The sequence below is a fragment of the Maribellus comscasis genome (genome assembly GCF_009762775.1).
GTDB classification, from domain to species: domain Bacteria; phylum Bacteroidota; class Bacteroidia; order Bacteroidales; family Prolixibacteraceae; genus Draconibacterium; species Draconibacterium comscasis.
Genome location: NZ_CP046401.1, coordinates 1,565,790 through 1,589,078 on the forward strand (window position 1 = coordinate 1,565,790; position 23,289 = coordinate 1,589,078).

At 39.2% G+C, this 23,289-nt stretch carries 15 protein-coding genes; 10 read left to right on the top strand and 5 right to left on the bottom strand.

Features of this window, described 5'->3' with window-relative positions:
• Nucleotides 1-3: 3 nt before the first annotated feature.
• Together GM418_RS06550 and GM418_RS06555 are read left to right on the top strand one after the other, a co-directional pair.
• A complete protein-coding gene (locus tag GM418_RS06550; RefSeq protein WP_158864349.1) occupies nt 4-999 on the top strand; it encodes an alpha/beta fold hydrolase in 996 nt (331 codons plus the stop codon).
• A gap of 191 nt (nt 1,000-1,190) precedes the next feature.
• Nucleotides 1,191-1,562 carry an STAS/SEC14 domain-containing protein gene (locus GM418_RS06555; RefSeq protein ID WP_158864351.1) on the top strand — a complete coding sequence of 124 codons (372 nt, stop codon included), beginning with the start codon at nt 1,191-1,193 and terminating at the stop codon, nt 1,560-1,562.
• Nucleotides 1,563-1,599: 37 nt separating this feature from the next.
• Here the strand turns inward: GM418_RS06555 and GM418_RS06560 are convergent, their stop codons facing one another.
• The 3 genes from GM418_RS06560 to GM418_RS06570 all read right to left on the bottom strand — a co-directional run bounded on the left by GM418_RS06560 (nt 1,600) and on the right by GM418_RS06570 (nt 7,459).
• The gene (locus GM418_RS06560; RefSeq protein ID WP_158864353.1) at nt 1,600-3,264 is read right to left on the bottom strand and encodes a nucleoside kinase; all 1,665 of its coding nucleotides are present in this window, start codon (nt 3,262-3,264) and stop codon (nt 1,600-1,602) included.
• Between the two features lie 162 nt (nt 3,265-3,426).
• The gene (uvrA, locus tag GM418_RS06565; RefSeq protein ID WP_158864355.1) at nt 3,427-6,306 is read right to left on the bottom strand and encodes an excinuclease ABC subunit UvrA; all 2,880 of its coding nucleotides are present in this window, start codon (nt 6,304-6,306) and stop codon (nt 3,427-3,429) included.
• Nucleotides 6,307-6,532: 226 nt separating this feature from the next.
• Nucleotides 6,533-7,459, bottom strand: a complete 927-nt coding sequence (locus GM418_RS06570) for a lytic transglycosylase domain-containing protein (RefSeq protein ID WP_158864357.1) — start codon at nt 7,457-7,459, stop codon at nt 6,533-6,535.
• An 836-nt stretch (nt 7,460-8,295) separates the two neighbouring features.
• Here GM418_RS06570 and GM418_RS06575 point away from each other — a divergent pair.
• The 8 genes from GM418_RS06575 to GM418_RS06610 all read left to right on the top strand — a co-directional run bounded on the left by GM418_RS06575 (nt 8,296) and on the right by GM418_RS06610 (nt 20,352).
• Nucleotides 8,296-11,439, top strand: a complete 3,144-nt coding sequence (locus GM418_RS06575) for a SusC/RagA family TonB-linked outer membrane protein (RefSeq protein WP_158864359.1) — start codon at nt 8,296-8,298, stop codon at nt 11,437-11,439.
• A 23-nt stretch (nt 11,440-11,462) separates the two neighbouring features.
• Nucleotides 11,463-12,941, top strand: coding sequence for a SusD/RagB family nutrient-binding outer membrane lipoprotein (locus GM418_RS06580; protein WP_158864361.1), 1,479 nt, complete (start codon nt 11,463-11,465; stop codon nt 12,939-12,941).
• Between the two features lie 92 nt (nt 12,942-13,033).
• Nucleotides 13,034-13,858, top strand: a complete 825-nt coding sequence (locus tag GM418_RS06585; protein ID WP_158864363.1) for a glycerophosphodiester phosphodiesterase — start codon at nt 13,034-13,036, stop codon at nt 13,856-13,858.
• 11 nt (nt 13,859-13,869) lie between these two features.
• Entirely contained in the window at nt 13,870-14,952 is a 1,083-nt protein-coding gene (locus GM418_RS06590) for a PHP domain-containing protein (RefSeq protein ID WP_158864365.1), read from the top strand.
• A 234-nt stretch (nt 14,953-15,186) separates the two neighbouring features.
• The gene (locus GM418_RS06595) at nt 15,187-15,822 is read left to right on the top strand and encodes a DNA-3-methyladenine glycosylase family protein (RefSeq protein WP_158864367.1); all 636 of its coding nucleotides are present in this window, start codon (nt 15,187-15,189) and stop codon (nt 15,820-15,822) included.
• A 132-nt stretch (nt 15,823-15,954) separates the two neighbouring features.
• On the top strand, nt 15,955-17,115 hold the full coding sequence (locus GM418_RS06600; RefSeq protein ID WP_217447720.1) for an RHS repeat domain-containing protein: 1,161 nt from the start codon (nt 15,955-15,957) through the stop codon (nt 17,113-17,115).
• A gap of 41 nt (nt 17,116-17,156) precedes the next feature.
• Nucleotides 17,157-17,633: a hypothetical protein gene (locus GM418_RS06605; RefSeq protein ID WP_158864371.1), complete on the top strand. Its 477-nt coding sequence runs from the start codon at nt 17,157-17,159 to the stop codon at nt 17,631-17,633.
• A gap of 100 nt (nt 17,634-17,733) precedes the next feature.
• A complete protein-coding gene (locus tag GM418_RS06610) occupies nt 17,734-20,352 on the top strand; it encodes a TonB-dependent receptor (protein WP_158864373.1) in 2,619 nt (872 codons plus the stop codon).
• Between the two features lie 93 nt (nt 20,353-20,445).
• On the opposite strand, the gene GM418_RS06615 is transcribed toward GM418_RS06610, so the two are convergent.
• Nucleotides 20,446-22,560: a M56 family metallopeptidase gene (locus GM418_RS06615; protein ID WP_158864375.1), complete on the bottom strand. Its 2,115-nt coding sequence runs from the start codon at nt 22,558-22,560 to the stop codon at nt 20,446-20,448.
• Nucleotides 22,561-22,638: 78 nt separating this feature from the next.
• On the bottom strand, nt 22,639-23,001 hold the full coding sequence (locus tag GM418_RS06620) for a BlaI/MecI/CopY family transcriptional regulator (RefSeq protein WP_158864376.1): 363 nt from the start codon (nt 22,999-23,001) through the stop codon (nt 22,639-22,641).
• Nucleotides 23,002-23,289: the final 288 nt, after the last annotated feature.

Sequence of the window (23,289 nt, forward strand, 5' to 3'; positions counted from 1 at the left end):
ACAATGAAATTCAAATTACTGATTATCTTATCTTTTTTATTTTCAACCACTCAGGCTCAAAACAAAGAATTAAAATGGCTCGATTTAATGTTGAGCAATTACAACTATCCGTACCCGGTAAGGTATATTCAGCTTGATATTCAGCAGCAACATCTGAAAATGGCTTACATGGATGTAAAGCCGGACAATTACAATGGGAAAAATATCGTGTTGATGCACGGTAAGAATTTCAACGGAGCCTATTGGGAAACTACAGCAAAAGCATTAACAGCAGAAGGTTTCCGGGTAATCATGCCCGATCAGATTGGTTTTGGGAAATCATCGAAACCGGAAAGTTTTCAATATACATTTCAACAACTGGCACAAAATACCAAACAATTGCTCGACACACTGGGAATTACAAAAACAGCAGTTTTGGGACACTCCATGGGTGGAATGCTGGCGACACGTTTTACGCTGATGTACCCGGAAACTGTAGAAAAATTCATTTTGGAGAATCCAATCGGTCTGGAAGACTGGAAATTGGTTGTCCCTTATAAAAATATTGACTGGTGGTACAAAAATGAACTGGGAAAAACCTATGATAAAATTAAAAGTTATCAGCTGGAAAGTTATTACGATGGAAAATGGAAACCGGAATACGATGAGTGGGTAAACTTGCTGGCCGGCTGGACACTTAATTCTGATTACAAACGAATTGCGTGGAATGCAGCACTCACTTACGATATGATTTTTACCCAACCTGTAGTTTATGAGTTCAAAAATATAAAATGCCCTGCTTTGCTGATTATCGGAACACGCGACCGGACTGCGCTAGGGAAACCTCTGGTAAGTGATGAGGTGCGCAAAACAATGGGACGTTACGACCAATTAGGAAAAGAAACACAACAGAAAATTCCGGATGCAAAACTGGTTGAGATTGAAAACATCGGGCATTTACCTCACATCGAAAGTTTTGAGCAGTTTATCATTCCACTTGTTGATTTTCTGAGCAATTGAATTATATAGATATCCCATCGGTCAAAAACGGTTACAACAAAAATAAAATGCCGTTTAACAATGCTCAACTTTCAACCTTAAACAGAACAATTTGCACTGAAAGTCTTTTGAATAAGTAAAAATTTTAATACTTTTCCAGTGATTACAAACCTTAATAAAAACCAACATAACCATTCAAAGTCTACCAGAATATGGCAAATGAGATTTACTGGAAGAACTCAAACATTATCATCCGTTTTAATGGCACTGTAACTGCCGATGAGATTATGAGCGTAAATGATTTAATCTATGGCGACTCCCGGTTTGACTCGATGAATTATCAAATTTTTGATTACAGTAAAGTTGAAAAAATGGCGATGAACGAGATTGATTCCGAAGTGATTGGAACTTTGGATAAAACAGCCTCAATGTGGAACCGGAAATTAAAAGTTGCCGTGGTGTCTAACAATGATTTTATAGATAAACTAACTCAAACCTATAAAAAGACAATTTCAGACACAGCCTGGGAAGTCAGATCATTTCCATCCATTGACGATGCATTACAATGGTGTGAAGAAGAATAAAATATTCTCCGAATCCACCTTAAAGGGCATTTAAAAATCAATATATAAAACTACTTCCCCCCAGAAACTCACGCAACAACGACGTGGGTGGAATCTCCTCATCGTCGATAGGTTTAAAATAAGAAAGAAATTTTAACAAACGGGTGGATTCAATGTACTCCCGTTGGTTTTCAAGTACCATTTTTAACAGCGGGTCAGCATATTTTTTTAACACTGCAAGTTCATATAAAGTTGCCGAATTAAACATAATATCTGCATTTTCCTGGTAAGGAAAAATATTCTTGTCTTCTCCCCTGCGTACCGACGGCCAGCGTTTAATCGTTTCCGAAGCCGGGTAGCTCCGGTATTTACTGTCGCGGATTATTCGGCGAATCAAACGATTGTCGGCGGTTGAAATGTGGGTATGTTCATCAAACGAAATTTGTGTCAAAGCCGAGATAAATATTTTAAAGGTATTTTTCTTATCGATGTGAGGAAGTAAATTTGGATTCATTCCGTGTATCCCTTCAATAATCAAAATATCGCCTTTGTTCAATTTTAGCCTGTCGCCATTCATGTATCGTTTCCCGCGATTAAAATCAAATTTTGGAAGTTGAATTTCCCTTCCTTCAAAAAGCTCAATCAACTGTTGATTAAAAAATTCCACATCAATCGCTTCCAACGCTTCGAAATCATAATTCCCATGTTCATCCAGTGGTGTTTTTTCCCGGTCAACAAAATAATTATCCAATGAAATCTGATAGGGATGCATTCCGTTGACTGCCAGTTGAACACCCAAACGTTTGCTAAAAGTAGTTTTTCCAGAAGCAGAAGGCCCGGCTATTAAAACCACCTTAATATCGCCATTCCGTTCATGAATCAGGTTAGCAATTTCGGCTATTCTTTTCTCATGTAAAGCCTCTGATATTTTAATGATGTCTCCACCTCTTTTATTCAATGTAAAATTATTAAGATGGCTGATTGTTGAAACATTTAGTATTTCAGCCCAATCTTTATGTTCCTGGTAAATACCAAAAAGCTTATCCAGTTTTTCCAATTTATACAGTTGGTTGAAATCGGCAGGTGTAGGTATTTGCAGTAATAATCCTTCAAAATAGGGAACAAGCCCAAAGTTTGAAATATATCCGGTAGAAGGAAGCAAGTGACCATAAAAATAGTTTCCAAGATCGCCCAAAAAATATAAACTTGTAAAAAGATGTCCCTGTTGTTCAAACAAATGGGCCTTATCTTCCAGCCCCTGCTTTATAAGCAAATCAACCACTTCCTCCGTCAGCATTCCTTTTTTTATAAAAGGAATATCCTGAGCAATCAAACGGTTGATTTCCTGCCTGATCTCAAAAATATCGGCATCGGTAATCACCCGCTCCAAACCATTCAATTCACAATAATATCCGTTTGAAATGCCTTTCTGAATGCGTAGTTCAACATGTGGAAATACTTCTTTAACCGCCGCATACAAAACAAAAATGAGGCTGCGAATGTACATCCGTATTCCATCGGGATGCGAAACATCTATAAATTCTATCTTTTTCGATTTTACCACACAAAAAGAAAGTTCCTTTACCTGGTGGTTTACAATCGCTCCGCAAACTGTATTTTTGGTTTTTATATCTAAATCTTTGCTGATTTCGAATAATGATGTTCCCATCGGATAGGAATGCCCGGATCTGGTGTTTTCACAAAAAATATGTACTTGTTTCATTCTGCTGTCTGTTTTCAAAAGGAGTATAAAAGTATAAAAATAAGTTGGGAGTTTGAAGATTGGGAATTCTTAATGAGCGGGTGACTTTTTTACTTGCGAGAGTCACCTGCAAATTAAACCATACTTTGAAGTACAAAGACAAAGAATGCTCCGGACGTCCTTCTATTTTCCGGTGCCGTTCAGCTCCTCTTTTAAATACTTTGCGGTAAACGACTTTTTGTTTTTGATGATTTCTTCGGGAGTACCCGTGCATAAAATTTGTCCGCCGTTTTTGCCGCCTTCCGGTCCTATATCGATAATGTGATCAGCCACTTTTATAACATCCATGTTGTGTTCAATAACAATCACGGTATTTCCTTTTTCAACCAGTTTATTCAGTACTTCCAACAACACACGAATATCTTCAAAATGAAGCCCTGTTGTAGGTTCATCAAGAATATAGACTGTTTTTCCTGTATCGCGTTTGGCCAGTTCTGACGCAAGTTTTACCCGCTGAGACTCACCACCTGAGAGTGTAGTTGACGATTGCCCCAGTGTAATATACCCGAGACCAACCTCTTTTAATGTTTTTAATTTATTGGAAATAGAGGGGATATTTTCAAAAAACTCTACGCCCTGGTTTATCGTCATGTCCAGTACGTCGCTAATGGATTTCCCTTTATAACGAACTTCCAGTGTTTCGCGATTGTAACGTTTGCCGTTGCATTTATCACAGTGCACATACACATCGGGGAGGAAATTCATTTCAATAAGTTTTAGTCCGCCCCCCTGACACTCCTCACAACGACCGCCCTTTACATTAAAAGAAAAACGCCCCGGTTTGTAGGCTCTGATTTTTGCTTCGGGAAGCTGGGCAAACAAATTCCGAATATCTGAAAACACTCCGGTGTAGGTTACCGGGTTTGAACGTGGAGTACGTCCAATGGGTGATTGATCTACACGAATGACCTTATCAATCAGTTCCAGTCCTTCCACTTTCCTGTAAGGAAGCGGATCCTCCAGCGATTTATAAAAATGCTGGCTTAAAATGGGTTGTAAGGTTGCATTTATCAATGTTGATTTTCCACTACCGGAAACACCTGTTACACAAATAAATCTCCCGAGCGGAATTTCCAGGTTTACATTTTTCAGGTTGTTTCCGGAACAACCTTTTATCTTTAACATTTCCGACTTTCCATTCCTGCGTTTGGCGGGCACAGGAATCTGTCTGCGATCATTCAGATAATCGGATGTTAATGTTTTTGCTTTTAACACATCAACCGGTTTTCCTGCTGCAACCACTTCCCCACCGTGTCGTCCGGCATGTGGTCCCATGTCGATGAGATGGTCGGCATGAAGCATCGTTTCTTTGTCGTGCTCCACTACAATCACTGAGTTTCCGGTATCTCGCAACTGTTCCAGAGCCTGAATCAATTTGAGGTTATCGCGGTGATGCAGTCCAATACTGGGTTCATCAAGAATATATAATACATTCACCAACTGAGAGCCAATTTGCGTAGCCAGCCGGATACGTTGTGACTCGCCACCTGACAAGGTTCGCGCTGTACGGTCGAGCGAAAGATAATCGAGCCCCACGCCAAGCATAAACCCCAACCGGTCGCGAATTTCTTTGATTACTTCGGTTGCTATTTTTCGTTGACGGTCGGAAAGACGTTCTTCCAAACCTAAAAACCATTCACCCAATTCTTTTAAATCCAAACGGGCAAGTTCCGAGATATTTTTCCCGTCGATTTTAAAATGCAGCGACTCCTTTTTTAGCCGCATTCCCCCGCACTCAGGACAAACCGTTGTTTTTACAAACTGGCTGGCCCATTTCTGTGCGGTTTTCGATGGGTTGTCTTCCCGCTGGCTATCGATGTATTTCACCACTCCTTCATAACTCATCATATAATTCATACTGGAGCCAAGTGGTGTATTTTTTAGTTGAATGCGTTCATTGGTTCCAAACAAAACCGTATGTAATCCTTCTTCCGAAATATCTTTTACTGGTGTTTTCAGCGTAAAATCGTATTTTTCGCCCAAGGCTTCAATCTGCCAGAAAATGAGTGAATTTTTGTATGGTCCCAGCGGGGCAATCCCTCCTTTTCCAATACTTTTATTTTTATCAGGAACAATTTTATCAATGTCGATTTCGGTAACACGCCCCAAGCCGTTGCATTTTGGGCAGGCACCCTGCGGCGAGTTAAACGAAAAATTATGCGGAGCCGGTTCTGCGTACGAAATCCCTGTGGTAGGACACATCAGCAAACGGCTGTAATATTTGGCTTCTCCGGTTTCATGGTCAAGAATCATTAAAATTCCATGGCCATGTTTCATCGCAGTCTGTACCGTTTCTTTTAATCGTTTATCGCCGGCATCGTTTACCACCAGCTTGTCGATAACAATTTCGATAAAGTGATTTTTATAACGGTCAACACGATGGTTATGCTTCAGCTCGGTTACTTCTCCATCAATGCGGGCATACAAAAATCCTTTCCGAAGTATTTGTTCAAACAGTTCCCTGTAATGCCCCTTCCGGCCTTTTACCACTGGAGCAAGTATGTGAATACGCTTTCCTTTAAAATCGTTTTTTATCAGTTGAAGTATTTTCTCGTCGGTGTATTTCACCATCTTTTCGCCGGTATTGTAGGAAAATGCTTCACCGGCACGGGCATACAACAGTCGCAGAAAGTCATATATTTCCGTAACCGTTCCTACTGTTGAACGGGGATTCCGTGTGGTAACTTTCTGTTCGATAGAAATTACGGGGCTCAAGCCAGTAATTTTATCCACATCCGGGCGTTCCATATTTCCAAGAAAAGATCGCGCATACGCAGAAAAAGTCTCGATGTAACGACGCTGGCCTTCTGCATAAATGGTGTCAAAGGCAAGAGACGATTTTCCGCTTCCGCTTAAGCCGGTAATTACGGTGAGTTTATTTCTTGGGATATCAACACTAATATTCCTTAGATTGTGGACACGGGCACCATGCACCGATATGATTTCTTCCTCCTCAACAAAGTCCTTATATTCTTCTGTTTCTATTACTTTCGGATTAACCATAGAAAGATTTACTGTTTCAACTACAATTTTAAGATCTGTTCCTCAGGTATGTGCAAATTCAACTCCGTTAAATCAAAAATTTAAAAATTCCACAACACAACTCAAACATGCATCTTCTGCTTCACCCTATACCAGAAACTAATTTTGTTGGTGCTGTTGCGAATATCCACATTTAATAAATTAGTTAATCAAACGTTCTTTGGCCATGTACATCGAAATAATTAGTCTAACTCTCAACCTTTTCCAGCACCGGAATTTCGATCACATATTTTTTCGCACCCGGATTTTTCAAATAAGTCTGGCGAAGCCAGGGATTAAAATCCTTAAGCAGCTTATAATTGATTCCCTGTTCTTTGGCAAAGTCGGCAAAATCTTCCACTGCGCCGTCTACTTCCACGATGCGGGTAGTTATTACCGGGTATTTTTCATCTTCTGAAATATAAAAATTATACAACTCCGGGTTTTCCATAATAAGTTTTAAAGCGGCAATCCGGAACACATATCTCCCTGTTTCTTCCACCAACAGCAAATCGAAGTAGGATTCACTTTTCTGGCGTAAAATCTGTCGTGCCATTCCAGTTGGTCCAGCATTATAGGCCGCGGCCACCATGGTCCAGCTTTGATACTTCCGGTAGGCTTTTAACAAATAATCGCAGGCTGCATACGTTGCTTTTTCTACATGATAACGTTCATCAACTTCACTGTTTATCACCAAACCATACTCCTGGGCAGTTCCTCTTAAAAACTGCCAAAAACCCACAGCTCCCGCCGGCGATACCGCACGCGGATTTAATCCGCTTTCCGCAACTGCCAGATATTTAAAATCCTCAGGTACGCCTTTTTCCTTCAAAATGGGTTCAATAATTGAAAAATAACGCGGTGCAAGTTTGATGTACCGCATGGTTTGCGAGTGAAAATAGGCATTGGAAAGTAACTCCCTGTCAAGCGCTTCCTTAACATCAAAACGATTGAGAGGCAGCCACTCACCCGCAAAAGCAACCGAATCGGGTATAAAGGGCGAGCGGTATTCTGTATGTTTTACCACTACCACCTCCTCTGGGTCTTTGTCGGTTGCCGAACTAAAAACTACAATTACAAAAACTACTCCTGCCACCAGAATCACCGGCAGGACAATCCTCCACCACAATTTCATTTTCAACTCCTTTTTAATTGATTTTTGAATCCGCAAAAATACATTTTTCATTGCTGCATTACAACTCCAACAAACGGAATTTCATTTGGTTGCAAAAAGATTTTTCGACGCATTAGCCTGATAAATTATCAACATACAGGAACACCTTTATTTTTTTGTAAAAGCCTTGTTGCTTTGAATCTTAATCACTGTTGAGCTTTAAAACACGAGCAATACCTAAAACATACAGCTGTCTTTGATCTCAGCCTGTATTTTGAGCAAAAAAAAATCGATAGTTTTTATACAAAAAGAATAAGCGGCGAAGTTAATGTCATTTTGGCTGCATTGCTCATCCCGCACCCAAAAATATCTTATGAATGGAGGCAAAACAGAAGCTGTCTAAATTTGTCTTCAGAATCCTTCATTATTTAAATCCAATATTTTCACCCTTAATTTTTATTAAATCTGTGTAAACACATTTTAACAGAAGTTACACCGGATAGCAACATTTCTTTCACATTTAAGGCTAAACTTTGCGGCCAAATGGAAATGGAAGAAAATGGAAAAAGAAAATCTTATAAATAAGGCATCAGGCAGTTGTTTATTAACATTTTACTGACTTTGTTTTATTACCGGTAATACTATCCTTCGTCAAAAGTATTAAGATAAAATAGATTGGTTTAAAAATCAAAAACGATAGAACATAAAAACCAATTATTGTAGAATCCGGTCAAAACGATATCCACTAACCTACTAAAAATAAGATAGTTGATAGATTGAAATCTGTCAAAACAGTATTGATATGCCTAAAAAAAGAAAACTTGAAAATTCACATTATAACCAAAATTTATTCGTGTATGAAAAAATTTCTATTCACTATTGGATTTTTAATTTGGGTCTCGTTTTCGATGGCTCAAAATATTCAAATCAGCGGGAAAGTAACCGACGAGTCCGGTATCTCGCTCCCTGGGGTGGCTGTCATGGAAAAAGGGACAACCAATGGTTCAGTGACCAATCAGGATGGTATATACCGGATTGCGACAGGGCCAAACAGCACGTTGATATTTTCGTTTATGGGTTACAAAACGACAGAAGTTGCTGTTAAAAGCCAAAACCAAATCGATATCGTTTTGGAAGAAAGTGTCCGCGCAATTGATGAAGTAGTAGTTACTGCACTGGGGATCAGCCAGGAGAAAAAATCGCTGGGATACGCTACACAGGAAGTAGATGCCGAGGTTATTACCAGTGTTAATGCACCCAACATGGGAAACATGCTTAGCGGACAGGTTGCCGGCCTTACCGTAAATACCAAAACCGGTATGTTTCAAAATCCGGAGTTTGAACTTCGTGGAAAATCTCCTTTAATTGTTGTTGATGAAATTCCCGTTGAAACCGACTTTTTTGATATCTCTGCAACCGATATTGAAAACATAGTTGTGCTTAAAGGCCCCACAGCTTCTTCTCTTTATGGTTCCAGAGGGCGAAACGGCGCTATCCTTATTACCACAAAAAATGCAAAAAACGAGGGGCTTGAAATTACTGTTTCAAACAACACAATGGTGTCAGCAGGTTATACTGTCTTCCCGGAAACCCAGACCGAATACGGAAACGGATCAAATGGCAAATATGAATTTTGGGACGGGCAGGATGGAGGTATCTCAGATGGCGATATGATTTGGGGGCCAAAATTTTCTGATAATCTTGAAATCGCGCAGTGGAACAGTCCGATTTATGATAATGTTACCGGTGAAACCATTCCCTGGTGGGGTGATGTTTCCGGAACGCAATACGACGACAAATCGCGATATTCCAGAGTTCCAATACCATGGGAATACCATAATAACCTCAAAGACTTTATGAGAACCGGTATCATTTCAACCACTAATTTCTCCATCGCATCAAAAAGCAAAAAGGCTTCTACGCGGCTTTCGGGCTTTTATCAGTCAGAAAGAGGAAGGGTGCCAAACTCCAATCTTAAAACCGGCGGATTAACATTTAATGCTGCATATAATTTAAGCGAAGACCTCACTCTCGACGCAAAACTTTCCTATAACAAAGTCTACTCGCCCAATTATCCGTGTTACGGATACGGCCCCAAAAACCACATGTATACCATTTTAATCTGGATGGGTGATGATGTTGACGGACAAGAGCTTCGCGAGCATTTTTATGTTCCCGGCCAGGAAGGATACCGCCAGGCCAACTACAATTATGCCTGGTACAACAATGTTTATTTTGCTGCTTACGAATTAAATCAAAAACACGACAGAAATACCGTAAACGGCCAAATTAAATTAAAATGGGATATCACTGATGAATTCAGTATCCAGGGACGATCTTCCGCGGTATTAAAACATCTTTTTGAAGACAGAGAAAGCCCAAAATCGTATCTCAACTATGGAGACCCCAGAGAAGGCGATTACAAAACCTGGAACACCGACTGGTTAAACGTTGATAATGATATGCTACTTTCTTATAACAATGATTTTTCCGAAAATTTTGGATTAAGCGCTAACGCCGGAGCTTCAATGTTTTACAGAAAATACCAACAGGAATACAATGCTACCGACGGACTTGTTGTTCCCTGGGTTTACAGTTTGAACAATTCTTTGGGAAATGTAAAAGCATCAACCAACTATCAGGAAAGAGAAATCAGAAGTGTTTTCGGAACGGTAACAATGGACTTGATAAATTCGTTCTTCCTCACACTGACGGCGCGAAACGACTGGTCTTCAACGCTGCCTGAGTCTAATAATTCATACTTTTATCCATCTGTTTCATTAAGTACACTTGTTTCAAACCTGATTGAATTACCTGAAACCTTTGACTACTTGAAACTATATGGCTCCTGGGCTGAAGTTTCAAGCGATTTGTCTCCTTATCAGACTTCATCATACTACTCCAATGCAGGAATGTATAACGGAAGTTCAAAAGTAAGCTATCCGGAAACCATTGTGAACCCAAATATAAAACCCGAAAAATCAACTTCTTTTGAGCTGGGGCTTTCTTCTGTATTTTTAAAAAACAGGTTGAGTTTTGATCTCACCTATTACAACATTGTTGACGAAAACCAGATTATTGACCTTCCTACATCCGAGGCCAGCGGTTTTAGTTCAAGAAAAGTTAACGGGAACCAATATACGACTAATGGTTTTGAAGTAATGCTAAACGCAAATCCTGTTCGGAATAATAACTTTAGATGGGATGTTGGCCTGAACTGGACAACAAGCGTAAAAAAACTGACCGAAATTTACGGAGGAGCAGAAGAATACGGAAACTACTCATTAAACGAGCGAGTTGACAACTACTATTCCACCGGTTGGATGAAAACTGCCGATGGAGAATTAATCGTTTCAGAAGAAACAGGGTTACCAACAAGAGATCCATATCCTCAAATGTTTGGGCATTTGGATCCGAACTGGAGATTTGGATTACAAAACCATTTTAAATACAAAAAACTTTCACTTGATGTCGATATCGACGGAGTTGTCGGAGGCGTAATCCGTTCTCTTTCTGTAGAAAAAATGTGGTGGGGTGGAAAGCATCCAAATTCAACAAAATACCGCGATGAGGAATACGCAGCCGGACACGCGGTATACGTTCCTGATGCGGTAAATGTTGTCAGTGGCGAACTGACGACCGATACCGATGGTAACGTAATCTCTGATACACGCCAGTATAAAACCAACGAAACAGCTGTAAGCTGGCAAACCTGGGCACAAAACTACCCGTATCGAGCGAAAGTTACTGAAGAAGAAAGCAAAACTTTCGCCAATGTTTTTGACAGAAGTTATGTAAAACTCAGAAAAGTCGCTATTAACTATGACCTGACTGACTTGATTGGCTCAAATATTTTCAAAAGAGTTGAAGCTACCGCCTACGGATACAATTTACTGATGTGGAAAAAAGCACAAATTATTGACCCTGATTACGGTGACGATGATAACCTGCAGGATCCATCGACAAGATATCTTGGACTGGGATTAACCGTAACATTTTAATAAATCATTTAAGACTTTTAGAAATGAAAAAATACATTTTATCAGCCATACTTTTTGTTTTGATATTTAGTTCTTGCAGCGATTTGGAAGAATTGAACATTAATCCGAACAATGTACCTGAAACACATCCTCAGCTTTTGCTTACCAACATTGAGTGGAATGCTTTCCAGGTAGAAGGGGTAGACCCCATGTTTGCATCGAGAATGGTAGTTCAAACCGACGGAGAAAATTCAAATCAGTTTTACAACTGGACAAGGGCTGGTTTTGATGATTATGACCAGCTTAGAAATGTTACCAAAATGATAGAAGAAGCTGAGCGTATTGAAAATACAGCGTATATCGCTTTAGGAAAGTTTTTTCGGGCCTATTATTTCTTCCGGCTTACACTGACTTTTGGCGATGTTCCTTATTCCGATGCTTTGAAAGGAGAATCAGAAGAAGTTTATACTCCGGCATATGTAACGCAAAAAGAAATTTTTACAGGAATCTTAAATGAACTGAAAGAAGCAGACGAATTACTTTCAGACGACAACAGTATTATTGAAGGAGATATTATTTATGACGGAAGCACAACTCAATGGAGAAAACTAATCAACTCCTTCCGATTAAAAATCTTAATCACGCTTTCAAAAAAAGTATCCGATTCTGATTTGAATATTGAAAGTAATTTTGCCGGGATTTATAACAACTCTTCCATTATCGAATCGAACGAAGATAACGGACAACTGGTGTTTGTTGATGAATTGGGAAGTCGTTATACTGAATATAACAGCAGCAGCTATGGTTCGGCCCGTTATATGGATTCAACTTTTATAAAAAGGCTGCAAGACAGACATGATCCGCGCTTGTTTATTTTTTGCGGGCAAACACGTGTAGCCAAAGAAACCGGTTTGGCAATTAACGATTTCACAGCCTATGAAGGTGGCGACCCGATTGCACCATATAACGATGTAAACCTGAAAGCTGCCGATGGTCTGGTTTCAAAGGTAAATCTCAGGTACACCACTGATCCTACCACCGAACCACATACGTTTATCGGATATTCTGAAATGGAACTAATTCTTGCTGAAGCCAGTGTCCGCGGATGGATTACCACTTCAGCACAGGAACACTATGAAAATGCGGTTAAAGCATCTTTTGAGTTTTACAATACAAACGCATCCGATTATGCAGATTACGTGAGCGAAACCGCTGCTGAAAACTATCTGCAGGAATCGCTGGTTGACTTTTCTTCTGCAACTTCAGATGAAGAAAAGCTACAACTGATAATGATGCAAAAATACATTCCGTCTTTTTTACAGGGAGGCTGGAGAATGTATTTCGACCATTTGCGTACCGGTTATCCTGAATTCAGAATTAACGAGGGGCTTACCCCTCCTACGCGCTGGATGTACCCAACAAGCGAATACCAGGAAAACAGCGACAATGTAACTGAAGCTATTACCAGCCAGTTTGGTAGTGGAAACGATAAAATCAGGGTGACTCCCTGGTGGCTGCAATAAGTTCATTCTTTTTTCATAGATCTACGTCAAAGTTGGTCTGTCGGCTCCTTGTCGGCAGACTTTTCTTTTTGTTAAAAAATACCAGAATTCTGATGAAAAGAAGAAAATTCATAAAAAATACAAGCCTGACTGCCTTGCTTACGAGCCCTCCTTTGTTTGTAGAAACAGGCTCTCAGGAAAAAAATATAAATTCCCTGAACCGGGTTATGCGCGAAAGCCATCGTGGATTCAGCCAGCTCTATCCCGAAAATACAATTCCTGCATTTGAAGAAGCAATAAAAGCAGGAGTTGACCGCATTGAAATGGATTTGCGTTTAAGCTCCGACGGAGAACTTGTAGTTATTCACGATGAAACCGTTGATCGAACAACCAACGGTAAAGGGAAAGTCACTGAGTTGACATTTTCCGAGCTTAGAGAGCTTGATGCCGGTTCGTGGAAATCTTCAAAATTTAAAGGATTAAAAATACCTGCCTTAGAAGAAGTGTTTAAAATTGCCAAAAACAATTGTTTTGTAAACATCGACTTAAAAGATGCAAACGCTGTTGAAAAAATGGTAAAACTGGCGGTTCAAATGGATATGACTGACCAAATTGTAATTACCGGGAAGATACCTGAATGTACAAAAACAATCCGCAAACAAAACAATCGTATTACTATGTTTCACGAGTTCCGGGATGATTTTGTAATTCAACACCCCAGACTTGCCGTTCGGGCAATTCGGGAGCAACAAATCCCCGGAAGTTTAATTAACTTTCAGGCTGCCAGCAAAACCTTTATCCGGGAAAGTAAACTCCATGGTCTTTCTGTATCGGTATGGGGTGTGTTGGAAGAAACTGATATGAAAAACCTGATTGAAATGGGAGTTGACTCAATAATGACAGATAACCTTCTACTTCTCAATAAATTATTATCGTAAATCAAATAAAAATGAAAGCAAAACTAATTTTTTCTTTACTCATTATGTTTCACGCTGTAGCTTTCGCGCAGAACGTAAACAATATTCAGATGCCCGAGCTCCTGAATGACAATGCCCGAAAGACCATTCACATTCCGGATATTTTGGGCTACAAAACATTAAAGTGCGATTTTCACATACACACCGTATTCTCTGATGGCATTGTATGGCCAACCGTCCGTGTTGATGAAGCCTGGCAGGAAGGACTCGATGCGATTGCTATTACCGACCACATTGAAAATAATCCGTCAAAAAAACATGTAGGTGGCGACGACAATTCATCTTTTGAAATTGCAAAACCACGGGCCGAACAAAAAAATATTATTTTAATTCACGCAGGCGAAATTACCAGAAGTATGCCTCCGGGACATTTTAATGCCCTGTTTCTAAAAGATGTTACAAAACTGGATACTCCTGATTATATGGATGCATTTAAAGCAGCCGCAGATCAGGATGCATTTATCATTTGGAATCATCCGGGCTGGAAGGCACAACAACCCGATACCTGCAAATGGTGGGAGCTCCATACTCAATTGTATAAAAACGAATGGATACACGGAATTGAAGTTTTTAACGAAAAAGAGTGGTATCCTGTCGCGCTCGACTGGTCTATGGATAAAAATCTGGCATCAATGGCCAATTCCGATATCCATGGAATAACCGCCGGAATGTACAATCTGGAAAAATACCACCGCCCAATGACGCTTGTTTTTGCCAAAGAACGAACAGAAAAATCGGTAAAAGAAGCCATGTTTGACAAAAGAACGCTTGCCTGGTTTGGAGATAATCTCGCCGGGAAAGAGGAATTTTTATCGGCCATCTTTACAAATGCAATTGATACAGAATTCATAAAAGAATCAGAAAAAGGGAAAGTCTATCTTCTGAAAAACAGTTCCGATGTTCCTTTTCATTTGATTTCGGATGATGAAACTTTTACCATTCCCAAGAAAGGAGAAGTGATGGTAACCGTTCGCGATTCCGGCAAAAAGTACAAAATAAGCAACCTTTTTATTAAAGGAACTGAAAATCTTAGTGTTTCGCTCCCCACGAAATAAATTTCCATATAATAAAATTGAAATAAATGTTAAAAAGATAATAAAGTATAATTCACATCGTTTTGGATACAGGAAGGCAGAAAAACAATCAATTTTAACATTACTAATTTATTTAATTCGGTATTGCCTTCCCGGAGGGACGCCAGGCGTCCCTCTTTTATTTTTGGAAAGATTAAACTATCTGTATTGCAAAGTAGCTCAATCTGTTTATAAATACTTTTTTATTTTTGGAAGATGGATCGGATTAAAAACCTGGAGGCTTTTTATAAACACTGCGATCGGTGCACTCAAATTGAGCCCAAATTAAAACCCGTGATCGCAAAATACGGTTATCCTCCAATGTGGCACCGGCAACCCAACTTTGCCACTTTGATTCTTACCATTTTGGAACAACAGGTTTCGCTGGCATCAGCAAAGGCAGCCTTTATTAAGCTCGAAAACCAAATTGGAGAAGTTACTCCGGAAAATATTTTACAACTGAGAGATGAAGATTTAAGAGCCTGCTATTTTAGTCGCCAGAAGACAAAATATGCCAGAATACTCGCCACCGAGATTATTGAAGGAAGGCTGGACCTCGATTCTCTTAATCAAATGGACGAAGCTGAAATCCGCTCGCGGCTTATTACCATAAAAGGCATCGGTCATTGGACCATTGATATGTATGTTCTAATGAGCCTGCTGTTTGCCGATATTTTTCCCCCTGGTGATTTGGCCACCATAAAATCGGTTTTTGAAATTGAACTTGTAGCACCGGAGAGTTCAAAAGAAGACATCGTAAAATACATGGAAAAATTCTCGCCCTATCGTTCGGCGGCGACCTATATTTTATGGCACAGTTATATAAAAAAACGAAATTTGATTTTGGAATAACTGCAAACTTACTTTGCCGATTTTTTCTTTAATCTGGCAGAATGGAATTCACTCCTTGTCAACTTAAAAAACATAATAATTCCCTTTCTTTTATTTTTACAAGAAAATACCATGTCGGCGCAAAACACTTTTATGCTTCTTTTTTTATCGTTGTTCGTTCATATCAATACAATATCAGCACAAAAAGAGCGTCCTGTAATCCTAAACTACCAAAACAGTTCAGGAGAAAAAGGAATTTCGTTTTTTGAATATGACGGAAATCAACGAATAGTAAAGGGATATTGGCAGTTACTCGATTCCAGCCGGTTTTCAAACAACTACTATTTCTACAATCATTTGGGACAATTGACAGAAAAGTATCGCGAATTTTCCGATTCAGTAACTTCCAGTGTGAAATACACATACAACAAAAAGGGATGGAAAATTGCCGTGGACTTTTCACGTTCCGATGGAGTGACAGGCAAAACTGTTTTTGAATATAAGCCAAACGGCGTTCTCCATAAAATCCGTTGCAAAAAATACAATGGCTGGTTTGACGGCGAGGTCGTTTATAAAACCCGGAAAAACGAAAATCCACTTTGGGGTGAAATTTTCAGAGACAATAAAAAGCTCGGCGACATTCATCTTTATTACACTAAAAATGGAAACCTGAAAACAGAAAAATGGATAATCGGAAACCGGAGCCAGACTTTTGAATGGGAATATGTATTGTTGCCTGTTAGTTACACAAGTCCCAACGTTTTTATCACCGAAAACAACCGCTATCGATTGATAGAAGAAAACTATTCATATAACAACAAAACCGGTGGTCCCTCCAATTTTAAATACGATGAAGATGGAAAATTAACGCAAAAAACCTTTATCCGCTCTGATGGTATAAAAACCCTTACAACTTTTGAATATGACAAAAATGGCCTGTTAAAAAAATCTTTTCGTAAATACAACGATGGCTCATCTGCAACCTTTAATTATAACTTTAACAAAAACAGAAAACTAGTAAAGCGGAGTTTTATTCATTCCAATGGTACAAAAGGCGAGGAAAACTATTTCTATTCGAGAACCGGTGAACTGGAAAAAGCTGTCTGGAAAAATTTCGACAACTGGCTAAGCGGTGAAATTACTTTTGAACATGCCCAAAACGGCACAATAAAAACCGGAATTTTCGGAGGTGAAAAGTTTGACGCTACACTTGATTTCAGCTACAATAAAACTGGAAATACCGATTGTATCATTTGGAATTTTTCTTTTGGCGAAAAGCAGGAATACCATTTCAAATACATCAATTTGTTTTAGTTTTTATGATTTTGAGTTATTTTTGAAGAAAAACCGTAAAATTGATAATCGACAACAAACTTGATCATATTTTATCCGGCCCCAAAGCATTTGCAGCTACTCTTTTTGTTATTACAGGAATTTTTATCGTTTTTATGGGGCACATTATCCTGGGACTTTCGGTTTCCATTTTTGTTGTTTTTCTTCTGACGTCGTATTCCGGAGTTGAAATTGATACCGTCAATCACAGAATTAAACAATACAACAAATTTTTTGGGATAGTAAAAACGGGGCAATGGAAAAATATGAATTCGTTTATCGGACTCACCCTGGTTCCGATGCGGAGAGTCAATACCATAGCCAGCCGCGCCAATATAACAAACACCACAGTAAAACGAGATTATCGGATTTACCTGGTGAACAAGGCAAAAAAACCAGCTTTTGCTATCAAAATCTGCAAAACCCGTCACGAAGCACAAAATAGTATCGATGAATTTTCAATTTGGTTGAAACTTCCTGTCTATTCGGCAAAAAAATAAACCATCAATTCCCTTCCTTGTTAAAATCGAAAAAGAAAAAATGGAGGATTGTACATCAATTTTCTATCTCTGTTCGTTTTAGTTATTGAAAATTAGATCCATGAAACAAATATTGACGCTTATTTTAATTTTGGCGGTACTGGTTCCTGCCGGTGCCCAGCAAAAGAAAAGAGGAAAAGTAAAACGGAAATACCGCAATCCGGAGCGCATTGAAGTTCCTGTGGCTCCGGTATTCTTGCGTGGAAAAATACGTGATGCTGATGACAATTTACTTCCGGGTGCACATGTAACCGTTTTGGGCACCAAAAAAAATGTTCATGCCAATGAAGACGGTGAATACTTTTTTTACGGACTGGAACAGGGAATTACACGAATACAGGTTTCCTTTGTCGGTTTCCGGACAAAATCAGTCGATTTTCATCTTCAAAGCGGGAATAATTACCTCAATTTTACCCTGGATGAAGACAATATCCGGATAGATGAAATTTCGGTAACAGCGCAAAAGCGTAACCAACAAATTCTGGATGTTCCCATCACTGTAAGTGGCATCGATGCAGAGTTTATGGAGGACAATAATATTACCGAACTGAGTGAGCTCTCTGAATTTGTTCCCGGATTACAGGTAAGAATGCAGGGCAATAACCGGCCAAGCTTTGTCATTCGCGGATTAACCAGCGACGAGGTAAGTCCTGCCGCCCAACCACGTGTTTCGGTTTTTTATAACAACGTTCCGGTAAGCCGTGCCAGCGGCGCCTCACTCGAACTTTTCGACATGCAACAGGTGGAAGTTCTAAAAGGCCCGCAAAACACTCTCTTTGGCAGAGGGGCGCAAATCGGAGCAATTCACTACATCACCAACAAACCAACGAGCGATTTTTACGGAAATATAACAGCGGGAATCGGAGACTACAATCAACGCGAAATTAACGGAGCGATAAATATTCCGGTTATTAAAAACAAACTTATGGTGCGGGCCGCCGGAGTTTATGATTATTATGATGGATTCATTGACAACACATTGGGAGGTAAACTAAACGGAAAAAATACAGCTGCCGGAAGATTCTCTGTCCGGTTTCTTCCCACTTTCAGACACAAGATTGATTTGGTTTTAAACTACCAGAAAGACGATGCTCCCGGCCTTGGTTTTATGAGTATGAATTATCCAAATACGGAAGGCAGTACCAACCCGTTTGATTACACAGCATCGTTGGAACAGGGAAACAATCTCGCCACACAGCGGGATATTTTTGATGCAACACTTACGATGAAACAATTCAATAACGAAAATAATTTCTGGACATCAACCAGTTCGTACCATACAATTGGTGCATTTTCGCGTTGGGATGGAGATGGAACGGCCGCAGCTGCCATCGACATGAGTGAAGACATTAGTGCCCGCCAGTTCTACCAGGAACTGCGGTACAATTTTTCAAAAAACAATCGACTGAACGGAAGTTTGGGTGGAAGTTTCTGGTTGGAAAAAGCATCGCAGGACTACTGGTTTTCTACTAACGAACAGGATATGTTTCATTTACTTTTTGCTACCGGTTCACTTGTTGATACTACCGGACAACCTGTTTCGATTTCCAATTTACCTCCCGATCCCAATCTGGGAGATTTGGGAGGATTACCTCTGGCAGAAAATCACGAGGAAGAAAACACGAGCGATGCAACCAATCGCGCACTTGAAGGATTTCTGGATTTTACTTATCATTTTACACCCAAAATAAGTGCAACTGCCGGGGCCCGCGTTATTTCCGAAAGATTTAAGCTTTCAAACCAGGCACAAATAGCAGGAGCCGATGCGTCGACGTTAGGATTTTTAACAGGAAATTATCCCAATCTTCTTTTTGCTGAAAGTGATCAGAAAGAGATAAAAGAATCGTCGTTTGCGTATACTTACCGTGGCGGATTAAAATATGCGTTTAACGAAAACACCAACGTTTTTGTAAACTATTCAAAAGGCCGGCGCCCCAAAGTTTTACAGTTTACGTCCACCGGTGAGGAGCAGGTGTTAAATGCAGAAACGGTTGACAACTATGAACTGGGCTTCAAAACCACTCTAAAACAACGCGTTTGGTTTGACGCCGGAATTTTTTATCAGGAATACAAGAATTTTCAGACTTCGGCATGGGTGGTTGAAGCTGACTCCGGTGAATTTAACTATCTGGTGAAAGACGCCGGAAAAGCAACAGCCTACGGTGCAGAAACTTCTTTAAAAATAGCTATTCTAAAAGGCCTCGATATGTTTGGAAACTATGCCTATATTCACGCCCGATTTGATAGTTTGAATGTGAACGGAGAGGAACAGGAATATGCGGAAAATATGTTTCGCCTGACACCCGAGCACAGTTTTGCAGTTGGCTTGCACGCACGCGCCCAAATTGCGCCGGGATTATTTTTATTTGCAGTTCCTTCTTACTCCTGGCGCTCAAAAATATACTTTGAAGATGCCAACACTCCGGGACTGGAACAGGCAGAATACGGATTACTGAATTTCAGAGGGGGAGTTGAATTGCCCGACCAGGGAATTACCATCGCCGTTTTTGGAACCAACCTTTTGGAAGAAGAATACATTGTAAGCGCCGGAAATACAGGCAGCTTGTTTGGTGCCCCGACCCAAATACCAGGTGCTCCACGGATGATTGGCACAAAAGTAACCTGGAAATTCAGAATGAAAGAAAAACTATATTACCAGCGTAACAGGTGGAACAGATAAATATATGCTTTATGAAATCAGGAACCTCCAGCCCCAAAAAAGACCGGGTTTTACAGGCTCCATTGACCACAAAATTGTGAGTGCAAAATATACTTAATTCAATTTTTTTACACTTATTTGTGCTTCTACTCCGCCATCCCTAATTTTTTCTTTCAATTGTTGTATCCTTTCCTCTGATACATTTTGATGAGCGTAGATAGCTGCTGAATATTCCGACCTGACTTTCTCCAACCAACTCATTGTATATTCAGAAACATCTTCCATTGAAATCGTATCTAAAAAGACGTTTTTTACTTCATTTGGATAAAGGTGTATTAACAGTAACGGGAGAGAAGGTCGTTCATTTTCTTTAGCTGATATATTTTTTACTCCCAGCTCCTTGTATATATCTTCAACTGCTTCTATTTGTTCTTCTGTAACTCTGTCAGCAAATTGAATCAGAACATTAAATTCACCATTATACTTTTTAAAGTCTTTTTCAGCCTTTTGCCGAATCTCCTTCAAATCGGCTTCATTAAAGTCTGATTTTATTTGTATAATTACAGATGTAAATCCCACATTACTTTTTATATGCTTAACATGAACATTATTCTTATACAAAATATAATTTATATTTTTCTGCTCAGATCTTGGAATATCTTCATAAGTAACGTTTGCACGATAAAATCCTTGACTTCGTCGATCTTTATTGAACTCGTCTAATTCTCTGGTCCAATATTTTAGATTTTCTTCAAATTCTTCAAACGAATCAAATTTGTGATTCTCAACAATTACATTTCCATTCCCTTTAAAAGTAATTTCAATTGGCCCAGGTGGCGATGGTTTTCTTTCAAAAGGTAACCAGACATTTGGGGTTGGTGATTTGGGTGACATATACGAGAACCAAATGGGAACAGCTTTGTCAACAGCTTCCTGTCTTTCATCATCCAAAGCAAAATATTCCCGGTCAAATAACACCTTTGCTTTTTCATTTCTAACTTCCATACAGCCTTCCCCAATGGCTCTTATCGTGTTATTCACCATTTCAGAGGAAGAGGCAAGGTCATGTTTGTAAGAAATAATACCTTGTGAGACTTTTAATTTTCCAATAGCCGGAATTTGTTTTTCCAAATAATCAGGACCTTTTTTTCCATCCGGATTTTTGCCATACAAAAAGCTTTTCACAATTGATTTTATTTCAACTGCTTTATGATATTCTCCTTCAATCAAATATTCATCATTAGCATTCATTAAAATCACCAAAACATTATTGTCTTTTTTTAACGAACTTTCTGTTCTTATGTCAGGATCAAAAAAACCCTTCCCAATCTCTTCTGAAGTCCATTTCTCCAACCATTTCTCCTGTTCATTCTTTTGAAAAACAGATGGAATCAACTCTTCGGTTCTCTGAATCAGTTCAGGCCGGGTAAAAGCCTGTAACATCAAAATAATCAGCGGAACAAAGTACATCAGCTTTAGTCCGCCCCAACGATTTGTTTGATTACTTTTCATCATTTTCATGCGTTTAAAAATTGGTTTTTGTACAAAATGGTTTGCCATGGCAAAACGTCTTTCGCCAACAGCTTTTTCAAGAACCAACAGTTGATATTTTTTTGCATCGATGCCTTTTTGCAGAACGGCCTGGTCGGCCTGGTACTCGTGAACTAATTTTAAATCGCGCCGCAACAACCACATAAAAGGATTAAACCAGTAAAACAAAGTAAAAGCCTCAAGTAAAAACAAATCGATATGGTGTTTCTGCCTGATGTGTTCCGCTTCATGTGCAATTAAAATTTCTTGATTTGATTCGTAATCTTTTTCAGAAATAAAAATGTGTTTAACAAAAGAAAAGGGCTGGATATAATCTCTCACGACAGCCAATACAAACCGGCGAAAACCAATTCTTTCAGAGCGCCTGTACAACTGAAAAATCCGAAAAACCGATATCGCCAGCCGAAGTATTAAAAAAGAAATTGCAATCAAATAGAAAACCAACCATGGATTTATATGAATCCCGGTATTTTCAGGTAGGGAAGCAATTTCTATCCCGGGCGTATAAACCTCAACAGATGGACTTACAGGAATAAAAACTTCGCGCACAAATTCTACGGGTTTAACTACCGTTCTTTTATAAAAAAAAGGAAGTTGAACCAATGGAATCAGCGCCGAAAAAAACAATATTCCCAGCAGTAAAAAACGGTTTAATTTGTGCGTTTTATCCCTGCTCATGGCCAGTTTGAACACGATAAAAAATAAAGCCAAGCAAGCTGAAGATTTCAAAATATAAATAAAAAAGGGAGTCATCTCTTATTTTTTACTGTTCTCTATTTCTTCAATTAACTTTTTTAATTCTTCCAGCGAAAGATTTTCATCTTCTACCAAAAGAGAGACCACATTTTCATACGAATTATCAAAGTACTTTTTCACCACTCTCCCGAGTGTTTTTTTGCTGTATTCCTGTTTGGTAACAGCTGCAAAATATCGGTATGTATTTCCAAACTGTTCATGGTCAATAAATCCCTTTTCCTCTAAACTTCGAACAATAGTGGAAAGGGTGTTGTAATGCAGTTTCTGTTCGGTGTAAAATTCCTTTAACTCTTTTACAAACATTGGGCCCTTCTCCCAAAACAGGTACATAATTTCCTCTTCCTTTTGCGTGAGTTTTTTCATAGCTAAACAACCTTCTATTATGACTCCCCTGTTTCATCCGGCATTCTTTCAAAATATCCGGCGTCAATTGCACCTGCAATAATCTGAGGCATTTGTTGCCGGAAAGCTCAAAGACGTAACGACAAAAACAGAGGCTATCTTTAAATTTGAACTATCATTTTTCAGGAACAACAAAACAAATATAACTATATTTTATAGTTTATCAACTATTAAGAATAGTTACTCTACTAAAAAGAATAGTTTTCATTGATGTTGTCGTCACCAAAATTGAACCAAAATAAAGACTTA

What these genes read in the sequence shown, in the direction of transcription:
- GM418_RS06550 (WP_158864349.1), top strand. Translation starts at nt 4, where the DNA reads ATGAAATTCAAATTACTGATTATCTTATCTTTTTTATTTTCAACCACT.
- GM418_RS06555 (WP_158864351.1), top strand. Translation starts at nt 1,191, where the DNA reads ATGGCAAATGAGATTTACTGGAAGAACTCAAACATTATCATCCGTTTT.
- GM418_RS06560 (WP_158864353.1), bottom strand. Translation starts at nt 3,264, where the DNA reads ATGAAACAAGTACATATTTTTTGTGAAAACACCAGATCCGGGCATTCC.
- uvrA (WP_158864355.1), bottom strand. Translation starts at nt 6,306, where the DNA reads ATGGTTAATCCGAAAGTAATAGAAACAGAAGAATATAAGGACTTTGTT.
- GM418_RS06570 (WP_158864357.1), bottom strand. Translation starts at nt 7,459, where the DNA reads ATGAAATTGTGGTGGAGGATTGTCCTGCCGGTGATTCTGGTGGCAGGA.
- GM418_RS06575 (WP_158864359.1), top strand. Translation starts at nt 8,296, where the DNA reads ATGAAAAAATTTCTATTCACTATTGGATTTTTAATTTGGGTCTCGTTT.
- GM418_RS06580 (WP_158864361.1), top strand. Translation starts at nt 11,463, where the DNA reads ATGAAAAAATACATTTTATCAGCCATACTTTTTGTTTTGATATTTAGT.
- GM418_RS06585 (WP_158864363.1), top strand. Translation starts at nt 13,034, where the DNA reads ATGAAAAGAAGAAAATTCATAAAAAATACAAGCCTGACTGCCTTGCTT.
- GM418_RS06590 (WP_158864365.1), top strand. Translation starts at nt 13,870, where the DNA reads ATGAAAGCAAAACTAATTTTTTCTTTACTCATTATGTTTCACGCTGTA.
- GM418_RS06595 (WP_158864367.1), top strand. Translation starts at nt 15,187, where the DNA reads ATGGATCGGATTAAAAACCTGGAGGCTTTTTATAAACACTGCGATCGG.
- GM418_RS06600 (WP_217447720.1), top strand. Translation starts at nt 15,955, where the DNA reads ATGCTTCTTTTTTTATCGTTGTTCGTTCATATCAATACAATATCAGCA.
- GM418_RS06610 (WP_158864373.1), top strand. Translation starts at nt 17,734, where the DNA reads ATGAAACAAATATTGACGCTTATTTTAATTTTGGCGGTACTGGTTCCT.
- GM418_RS06615 (WP_158864375.1), bottom strand. Translation starts at nt 22,560, where the DNA reads ATGAGCAGGGATAAAACGCACAAATTAAACCGTTTTTTACTGCTGGGA.
- GM418_RS06620 (WP_158864376.1), bottom strand. Translation starts at nt 23,001, where the DNA reads ATGAAAAAACTCACGCAAAAGGAAGAGGAAATTATGTACCTGTTTTGG.